Here is a 10,572-nt window from a genome sequence, read left to right as displayed (position 1 = left end):
TATTAGAGGATTTGACTTCTTAGCTATTGAAGTGCTCAGGTTAAAAAACTTTTAAGATTTCAGGAGGAGAAACTTACAAATGAAAACACAAGTGAACGTCAAGCACAATCAAAAAAAACCGCAGTACCACAGAACCTCAATGCCTTCAAATAATTAACTTAAAGAGCAACTTATAACTCATAATTTATAATTCATAACTCAAAAAAAACCGTATTTTTGAAAACTTGATATTTTAATAACGGCTATTGCCTTTTGTCCTAATAATTAGATAGATGTACTTAATTTTCGATACAGAAACCACCGGTTTACCCCGCAGTTGGTCGGCTCCTATTACCGATACCGATAACTGGCCTCGTTGTATTCAGATTGCTTGGCAACTCCACGACGAAATGGGAAATCTAATCGAACATCAGGATTATCTGGTCAAACCGGAAGGGTTCAATATCCCTTACGATGCCGAGCGTATTCACGGTATTTCAACCGAACTCGCTATGGAAAAAGGTATCGCCCTAGGTGAAGTACTCGAAAAATTCAATATCGCTTTATCCAAAGCCAAATATATCGTCGGCCAAAACGTAGGCTTCGATGTCAATATCATGGGGTGTGAATTCCATCGAATGAATGTAGGTTCCGATATGGTCAAAATGCCGGTATTGGATACTTGTACCGAAACGACTGCCGATTTATTAAAATTACCCGGTGGGCGTGGAGGTCGCTACAAATTGCCTACACTAACCGAATTGCACCAATTCCTTTTTGGACAACCCTTCGCAGAAGCGCACAACGCAACTGCCGACGTGGAGGCTACCACCCGATGTTTCTTGGAATTGATCAAACGTGAGGTCTTCACCAAAGAAGAACTGGACGTTAAGGAAGATTATTACGATAAGTTCCGTGAAAGTAATCCACAGGAAATTCAGCTTATCGGATTGAAACACATCAATCTGAAAGCCGCTTCCGATGAGATTAGAAAACGACTGAAACAGACTCAACAAGAAGTAGTCGATACACCGGTATCCCAAGAGAGTATAAAGGATTTGGAGCATGCGCGCTTTGCACATCTCCACAATCATACACAGTTTTCTGTCTTGCAATCCACTATCGCTATACCGAATCTAGTGGCAGCAACGGTCAAGAATAAAATGACGGCCGTAGCCATGACCGATACCGGAAATATGATGGGAGCATTCCACTTTGTAAGTGCGGTGCTCAATCATAACAAGGCAGCCAAAGCAAAGAATGATGAAGCAATAGCCAATGGAGAAGAACCTACTGAAGTGGAGGTAAAACCTATCGTGGGTTGCGAATTCAATATCTGTCTGAATCATAAAGACAAAACACAAAAAGACAACGGATACCAAGTGGTGTTCCTGGCTAAGAATAAAAAGGGTTACCACAACTTGGCTAAAATGTCTTCCATCGCTTATACCGAGGGTTTCTATTACGTACCAAGGATCGACCGTTCCGTTATCGAAAAGTACAAGGAAGATATCATCGTCTTGTCAGGAAATCTCTACGGAGAAATTCCATCTAAGATTTTAAATATAGGGGAAAACCAAGCGGAAGAAGCTTTGGTGTGGTGGAAGGAGCAGTTCGGTGCCGATTTCTATATCGAACTCATGCGCCATAACCAAGAAGACGAAAACAGGGTGAACCAAACCTTGATTAGTTTCGCAAGAAAGCATGATGTCAAACTGATTGCTACCAACAATACGTACTATGTGGCTAAGGAAGATGCCAACGCGCACGATATCTTGTTGTGTGTGAAGGATGGAGAGAAGCAAGCTACTCCAATCGGTCGTGGTCGTGGCTATCGCTATGGCTTACCCAATCAGGAGTACTATTTCAAGTCGGAAGCGGAAATGAAAAAGCTTTTCGCTGATTTACCCGAAGCGATTATCAATATTCAGGAAATTATCGATAAAACCGAAGCCTACTCGCTCTACCGCGATGTATTGCTTCCTAAATTCGGTATCCCGGAAGAATTCATGGTGCCTGAAGATGCTGAAGATGGAGGTGTACGAGGTGAGAATGCTTACTTACGTCACTTGACCATGAAAGGTGCCGAAAGAAGATACGGTGAAATCACACCCGAAATTCAGGAACGTCTAGACTTCGAGCTATTGACGATTTCGAATTCAGGGTATCCAGGGTACTTCTTGATTGTACAGGATTTCATTGCCGAAGCTCGTAATATGGATGTTTCGGTGGGTCCTGGTCGTGGATCGGCTGCAGGTTCTGCAGTAGCCTACTGTCTCGGAATTACGAATATCGACCCCATCAAGTACGATCTCCTTTTTGAGCGTTTCTTAAATCCTGACCGTGTATCCATGCCCGATATCGATATCGACTTCGATGACGAAGGACGTGGTCGTGTAATGGAGTATGTAATCAATAAATACGGAGCCAATCAGGTAGCGCAGATTATTACGTATGGTAAAATGGCTACCAAATCAGCTATCCGTGATACCGCTCGTGTATTGGACTTGCCATTATTCGAAGCGGATAGAATCGCTAAGCTAATTCCGGGAATGATGCCCTCCAAATGGAATCTGGCGCGTTTCCTTTCTGAAAAAGAAGAAGATGTCAAAAAAGCACTTCGATCAGATGAATTCGATAGGGTAAAGGAGTTAATCGCCATCGCAAATGAAGGGGAACTTTCAGGAGAAACCATTCAACAGGCCAAAGTGTTGGAAGGGTCTTTGCGTAATACCGGTATCCATGCCTGTGGGGTAATTATTACTCCTGATGATATTACCAATTTCGTTCCGGTAACGACCGCTAAAGACTCGGATTTGTATGTAACACAATTCGATAACTCGGTGGCAGAAAGCGCCGGATTACTTAAAATGGACTTCTTGGGTCTGAAGACCCTGACATTAATAAAAGATACGGTCAAATTGGTAAAGTACCGTCTCGGAATCGAATTGGATCCGGACACATTCCCTATTGATGATCAAAAAACCTATGAGTTGTTCCAGCGAGGTGAAACCGTAGGTATTTTCCAATACGAATCACCCGGAATGCAAAAATATATGAAGGAACTGAAGCCTACGGTCTTCGGTGACTTAATTGCCATGAATGCTCTCTATCGTCCTGGGCCATTGGAGTATATTCCTTCCTTTGTCCGCCGTAAAAATGGGGAAGAGGAGATTACTTACGATTTGGATGCTTGTGAAGAGTATTTATCAGAAACCTATGGAATTACAGTATACCAGGAGCAGGTAATGCTTTTGTCCCAAAAACTAGCGAATTTCTCGAAAGGAGATGCCGACGTACTTCGTAAAGCAATGGGTAAGAAGCAGAAGGATGTCCTGGATAAGATGAAGTCGAAGTTCATCGATCAAGCGGTGGCCAATGGTCATGATGAAAAGAAGTTGGATAAGATTTGGACCGACTGGGAAGCCTTCGCGAGTTATGCCTTCAATAAGTCGCACTCGACTTGTTACGCCTGGATTGCCTACCAAACAGCCTATTTGAAAGCGCATTATCCCGCCGAATATATGGCAGCGGTTCTTTCCAATAACATGAACGATATCAAACAAGTGTCGTTCTTTATGGAGGAATGTAAACGTATGGGACTGGAAGTATTAGGCCCGGATGTCAATGAATCGTTTTATAAGTTCACCGTAAATGAGAACTATGCAGTGCGCTTCGGAATGGGAGCAATCAAGGGAGTTGGTGAAGGAGCGGTAAATACTATCGTAGAATGCCGTAAAGATGGGAAATACAAATCCATTTTTGATCTAGCTAAGCGTATTGATCTTAGGGCAGCTAATAAAAAAGCGTTTGAAAACTTAGCCTTGGCAGGCGGCTTCGATGGGTTTACCAATACGCACCGCGCACAGTATTTCCACCACGATGGGGATAATATTACGTTCTTGGAAAAGGCCATTCGCTATGGGTCTAAATCTCAGGAGAATGAAAACTCTTCTCAGGTAAGTTTGTTTGGTGAAGCTTCTGACGTACAGATTCCGGAACCCACAGTGCCACCTTGTGAAGAATGGCATACCATGGAAAAACTGGCTCGTGAAAAAGAAGTAGTTGGGATTTACATCTCAGGACACCCTCTTGATGATTACCGCTTCGAAATGAAGTATTTCTGTAACGTGAAGTTGGATCAGCTGAAAAATCTAGAACCGTTTGTAACAAAAAACCTGACCTTTGGAGGTATTGTTAGTAATGTACAACACCGAACCGCTAAAAACGGAAAAGGTTGGGCCACATTCAATCTGGAAGGATATGATGAAAGTTTTGAATTCAGAATATTCGATGAAGAATACTTGAAATTTCGTCACTTTTTACTCCAAAATCAATTCGTTTTCTTCAAGATCAATGTCAAAGAAGGATGGGTGAATAGAGAAACAGGAAAAAAATCAGACCCAAGAATACAGTTTTTGGAAGCAAAAATGCTAGCCGATGTTTTACCTACCTATGCCAAGAAGATGATCATACAGTTCTCTATTCATGAGTTAAGGGAAACATTGGTGAAGGAGCTTCACGAATTGTTTATCATGAACCCTGGAGATCACCAAATTACTTTCGAAGTCATCGAATTGGAAAGAATTAAAAAAGAAATGCAATTGGTCTCTATGCCGGAAACTGTCGAAGCGAATGACGATGTCTCTACCGAAGACACCGAAGTAGAAATCGATATTCCGGAAGAAAAAGAAGAAATTGTAATTAAAAATATGCTCTCAATGCCCAGCCGTAAGATAAAAGTGAAGATTACTTCCGAGCTTTTACAGGCTTTAGAAAAAATGCAAATAAATTTTAAAATAAATTAGTTTTTTAATTATTAATGTTTATATGAGCGCATAATAAATTTGTGGAATGGCTTGATATTATTAATTTTGCGGGCTTACAAAAACAAAAACCCCAAATTAAGTAATCATGTTTAAAAAAGTAGTTTTTGCCATATTTATGGCTTCCACTGTTACTGCGGTAGCACAAACAACAGATACAACAGTGTCTGCAAATGACAAAAAAGGATTGTATTTCAAAGTAGGAGGTTCTTACTTTATGCAAACAGCCGCAACAGAATTCCCAATCGTTTCTGGACAATTACCAAACACAGATATTTATGCTGCTGATGGTACAACTTTAATTTCAAGAGAAACTAACCATGGATCTTTCGGAGAAGGTTTCCGTGCTAGTGCAACTACAGGATATCGTTTTACAGAGCGTTTAGGTGTTGAAATGGGAATTAATTATTTCCGCGGAAACAACAAAACAATGGTACACACTATCCATAGATTAGTAGCAGCAGGACCAACTTTTGTAGACGGTACAGCTGTAGGTAGAATTAAAGCATTGGATTTTTCTCCCGCTTTGGTTTTATTCTTAGGTGAATCAAGTGGTTTTGAATCGTACACAAAAGTAGGTGTAATCGTTCCAGTTTATGGTGATTTGACTATCGAAACTAATCGTACCTACACAAACAACTCTGGTGCTGTATTGACTAAGACTTATACAAAAGATGTTGTAAAACCAAATCCAACTGTTGGATTCATGTCGGCTATTGGTACATCGTACAAATTGACTAGCAAATTAGCTGCATTTGCTGAAGTAGAATACCGTAACTTCACAGTTAGTGGTAAATCAAAAGAAACTGAAGTGTACACAGAAAATGGTGTTGACAGATTAAACACTTCAACAACCTTCAGACCGGATGCTTCTTACTCTGCAAAGCATGTAAACTATGTTGAGAAATTAACATCTACGTCAAATAGTAAAGTAACAAATGCTTCTGGTTTTGATAGCAACAAAGCAACTGACGATATCAGTTCTTATGTTGGAATCAGTGGGTTAGGATTGACTTTAGGTTTAAAATACACTCTATAATTCGAAATTTAGAATAGTATAAAAGGAGCTCATTGAGCTCCTTTTTTATAATGTAATAGTGATGATTGTTCCAGATTCAGGATGCGTGGTTACTTTTAATTCTGCATGAATAGTTTTGGCCAAATCTCGGATAAGATGCAATCCCAAACCAGATGAAATTCCAGAAATGGTTGTTTCGTCATATAACGCTCTAAATTGATCTTTGCTGCTTCCCGGGCCATTGTCCTTTATGGTCAAGACAGTTTTGTTTTTCTCAGAATACGCACTCCATTCAATGATTGGATTTTCGGTTTTTTCTAACGCTTTTATTGCGTTTCCGGTGAGATTACGAAGGATAGTTTTTAAATAATTCTCATCCGTAAATAATTCGATCTTCTCCGGATTTTTATAAACAATAGTAATTGAGTCAAAATTAGAGAAGTGCTTTTCTGTATCTGAAAACAAAGAATCCACGCTTATTTTTTGAGGTTGAGGTTCGAAATTTTCCATCTGACTCTTACTCCATAATAATAAATCTTCCATAGATGATAACAGATTTTCGGCTCCTTCTGTGGTTTTTTGCTTTAGTCTCTTTTCACTTTCCTCATCCAATAGTTCCGGATGGTTTTCCTGTAAATACAAAAAATGGATTAAATTGGCTACCGGACCTCTCAAGTCGTGGTTGATTATGCTAAAAAAACGAGCCTTAGTTTTATTGGCTTGGTCCAATTCTGTATTTAAGATTTGTAATTTTTTATTGGTGTGTTTTCGGATTAAATTTTGACGGTACAATAAACCAGCAATGGTTAAGAGAAGAACAATGCCTAATCCTAAATAAATTTGATTTTTTCGTGTGGTTTGTATTTGCAGGTTTTTCACTTGGTTTTCGGCAGAAAGTAAATTTATTTTTTCCTGCTTGGTTCTGTTTTGAAATTGTGCTTCGGCATTCGCTATAGTTTGCTTTGCAGATTCATTCAGCATTCTTTCAGAAGTCTCTGCATAAATCTTGTGGTAAAGTAAAGCCTTTCTCCAGTCGCCAAATTGTGCATAACTTTCCGATAATAATTGGTTAATGATAATAAAAGAATTTTTGTCAAACTCATATGCGTGTGTGGATGCAAGTTGTAAAATCGCAATGGCTTTTTCATATTGTTTTTCCTTGAAAAGCAACTTACCTTGCGTGATTTGTGATTCCATTAGAATTTCAGCATCATTGGATTTTTTGGCAAAGAGAATGGCTTTTTTAGCAAATGGAACAGCTATTGTGTAATTGTTTTTGCTTATGAAATATTCTGCCATATATCGATTTGCCGAACTTACACTAATATGAAGGGAATCTTCTTTTGAAACAAGTTGGTAAATGGCGTTGTAATACTTAGTAATACTGTCTTGGTTCTGTTTTCCAGTATAACACTTAATATAATCATTATATAAAAATGCCAATGCATTTGGTGATCCTTTCATATAAGGTCTGGCATAGTTGGAATATTCTATACCCTTATCGTATTGTTTCATTTTGATATACGCCTGACCAATCTGTGAATATGAAATGCCAATGTTTACGGTGTTGCTGGCGTCTTCTTTTGGGAATTTCTTTCGGTATTCGATGGCTTTGAGTTTGTATCCGATAAAAGGCTCAATTTCGGACTTGTCAAGATAATACTCTCCTAAACTTCCATTAAGAATGCCTTGTGTATACACGCTTTTAGTGGTGTCTAATACGTTTTTGATGTATTCTATTAGCCGTTCTCTTTTTTGAAACTGTTTGGTAGAATAATACAAGTAATTCAAGCGCATAATTGCTAGGGTTTCCTCTTTAAGATGCTGATTTTTTTGAGCATAACGCCATGAAGCTTCAAAATACGGAATCGCTTTTTCGTACTGGTTATTATCATATTCATAACCGTAGGCCTTGTAAAAGTTAAAACGTGCAAGTAAGTAGGTATCATTGTTAGACAACTGAATCCCTTTATTAGCTATAGTAATAAGGTTCTTATAATTGTTGTCATTCTTGACTTTTTCGCATTCGGTAAGTAAACCTATAGCTATAGTGTTTCGGGATTGACCGAAAAATAGTAACGGATATAGGAGTAAAATCAAACCGATTTTTCTCATGCAATCAAACTTAAATTGTCTTTAAAACTCCTGCCTACTGGTATGGAAATATTATTGTTCAATTCAATTTCCTGAGTGCCAATCTTTTTAACATATTGTTTTTGTACGGCAAAACTTCGATGAATTCTAACAAACGACTGAAAATGATTTTCTTTCAATAAAGTTCCAATACTTGAAAGCACACAGTGTTTTTTTTGGCTGGTTACTACCAAAGTGTAATCTTTAAGAGCTTCTAAATACAATATGTCATGGAGCTTCACTTTGGTTTGCTCATGTCCTTCCTTTATATAAATGGTATCACCACCAATGCTGGATTCAAATAATTCAGCTTTTTGTTTGATTTCTAAAAATTCCTCAATTCTCGTAACAGTATTTTTAAAACGTTCGGTTTTTAATGGCTTAATAATAAAATCCAATGTTTCATAATCAAAACTTTCCAAAGCATGTTCCGGATGTGCCGTAATAAATACACAAACAGGAATCTGAGCAGCTTTTTGTCTGATTTCAAATCCGCTGGTTTCTGGCATGTCAATATCCAAGAACAAAACCTCAATTTTTTCTTTTTCGATTACTTTCAGTGCCTTTTCTGCATTGTCAAACGCCCCAATTAAATTGAATTGAGGAAATTTCTTGACGTTTGAAATGGTCATCAGTCTGTCAATCTCATCGTCATCAACAATGATGCAGTTTATTTGCTTCATAATGATAGTTCTTGCCTAAATATAAAAAAAACGAAGTTGCAAAATGTCGTTCGTCTATTTTTAATGTCGTTCGTATATCGGTGTTTTTTTTGATAGAAATACCGACGCAAATTTGGCTTAAAATTTTGTTAAAAACAATTGGTAAGTCTTTTAAACACTGATAATTATAAAATTTGTATTTCATCGACTTTATTTGCTTTTTATCGATTTTTCAGCATAAAAACAAACGAACAAACTATGAAAAGGATAAGATGGATAATGGTTATGGTTTTGCTTTTAACCAGTGGAATAATACCAAAATTATTTTCACAGGATCTGGAAACAATATCGGATGAAAAACCAGTAGAAATTTCTGGAACATTATCTGCTTTTGGTTCCTATTATAATGTTAATGGTATTGATCCGCGGCGTAAAGATTTTTCCTGGTATTTTACGGGAAACCCAATTTTGAAATTGTATGGGATTGAAATTCCATTTTCATTAACCGTTAGCGAGCAAGAACGTTCTTTTCGTCAGCCATTCAACCAATTTTGCATTAGTCCAAGTTACAAATGGGCCAAAATGCATCTAGGATATACGAATTTGACTTGGTCCCCTTTTTCCTGGGCAGGGCAGACAACTATGGGAGTAGGTGTCGAGCTTAACCCAGGAAAATTCCGTTTTGGAGCGTTGTATGGAAGACTCAATAGAGCCGTTGAAGAGGATTTGACTTCTCCTGAAGCAATTACACCTGCCTACAAAAGAATGGGGTATGCAATGAGAGTGGGCTATGGTACGGAAACCAGTCATGTGGATGTGATAGTGCTAAAAGGGAAAGACGATGAAAATTCACTAAATACAGTTCCAACACAAACCGAGGTTCTAGCGGGTGAAAATGTTGTAGCGGCGGTTTCTTCTAAAATGAAATTTACAGATCATTTATTTTGGGATATTGACGTCGCTTCGAGTGTATATACAAGAGATGTTAATGCGGCAAGTTTTACTATGGATGAAAATTCAGTGGTAGAGAAATTCAAATCACTGATGACTATAAATACCTCTTCTCAATGGTATAATGCTTATCAAACAGAAGTACGATATGAAGAAAAGACGTATAAAATTAAAGCGAAATACCGTCGTGTTGAGCCTGATTTCCAAAGCATGGGTGCCTATTATTTTCAAACAGATATTGAGAACATTACATTGGAACCTTCAGTTTATCTCTTGAAAAATAAATTAAAAATTGCAAGTAGTGTGGGTCAGCAGAGAGATAATTTAATGGATAAAAAATCGTATACCACAAAAAGGTTTATTGGTAATATAGGCGTAGACTGGACTATTTCACAAAAATTCGGGTTCAATGCCATGTATGCCAATTATTCCGGAGAACAAGGTAAAGGATTAAAAATCCCCAATCAAGCTACTCAACAATCGTATGTTTCCCAAAATATGGTGCTAATGCCGAGATTGACTTTCGTTAAAGAAAAACTGACACACTTTCATACTTTAATGCTAAACAAGCAATGGATGACAGATAGAAATCCGAATACGGCTTCATTAACAGAATATCAGGTGGATAATTTGAATTATAACAGCAATTTTATTTTTAACAAGTCTGGATTTATGATTGGAGTTAATTACTTGCTTTCCGTCTTTACTTCGGATTTGAATACCAATCGTTTGAATGGAGTGGGATTGAATTTTGCCAAACCTTTTTTGCAAAATAAAATGAATTTGAGCTTTACCGCGAATGGTTCGCAACAAAAATTAAACGGAGAGAACTTTGCAGATATCTTAAATGTAACGTTACAGAATACGTATAATTTTAACCAACACCACGGACTCACTTTAAGAGGGACATATCTTGAGAATAAAGCGAAAAGCGGAACCGGAGTTTCGTTCAATGAATACAATATAGATTTAGGGTATACCTATACATTTTAATACTTGGGGA

5 protein-coding genes are annotated in these 10,572 nt (G+C 37.9%); 3 read left to right on the top strand and 2 right to left on the bottom strand.

Going from position 1 to position 10,572, the window contains the following annotated elements; genetic code table 11:
• The first annotated feature begins 272 nt into the window (after positions 1–272).
• On the top strand, positions 273–4,787 hold the full coding sequence (dnaE, locus tag ACS8MM_RS11540) for a DNA polymerase III subunit alpha (protein ID WP_379716983.1): 4,515 nt from the start codon (positions 273–275) through the stop codon (positions 4,785–4,787).
• Positions 4,788–4,893: 106 nt separating this feature from the next.
• Positions 4,894–5,844: a hypothetical protein gene (locus ACS8MM_RS11535; protein ID WP_379716980.1), complete on the top strand. Its 951-nt coding sequence runs from the start codon at positions 4,894–4,896 to the stop codon at positions 5,842–5,844.
• Positions 5,845–5,889: 45 nt separating this feature from the next.
• On the opposite strand, the gene ACS8MM_RS11530 is transcribed toward ACS8MM_RS11535, so the two are convergent.
• A complete protein-coding gene (locus ACS8MM_RS11530; protein WP_379716977.1) occupies positions 5,890–7,938 on the bottom strand; it encodes a tetratricopeptide repeat-containing sensor histidine kinase in 2,049 nt (682 codons plus the stop codon).
• Complete coding sequence (locus tag ACS8MM_RS11525) at positions 7,935–8,639, bottom strand: LytR/AlgR family response regulator transcription factor (protein ID WP_379716974.1); 705 nt, start codon at positions 8,637–8,639, stop codon at positions 7,935–7,937. Before ACS8MM_RS11525 ends, ACS8MM_RS11530 begins: the two co-directional genes overlap by 4 nt.
• Before the next feature lie 237 nt (positions 8,640–8,876).
• Between ACS8MM_RS11525 and ACS8MM_RS11520 the strand changes: the two genes are divergently transcribed.
• A complete protein-coding gene (locus ACS8MM_RS11520; protein WP_379716971.1) occupies positions 8,877–10,562 on the top strand; it encodes a hypothetical protein in 1,686 nt (561 codons plus the stop codon).
• Positions 10,563–10,572: the final 10 nt, after the last annotated feature.

The organism is Flavobacterium sp. MAHUQ-57 (assembly GCF_051908335.1).
Lineage (GTDB): Bacteria > Bacteroidota > Bacteroidia > Flavobacteriales > Flavobacteriaceae > Flavobacterium.
The sequence above is the reverse complement of the archived record's forward strand: the minus strand, read 5'-3'. Positions and strand labels throughout refer to the sequence as shown.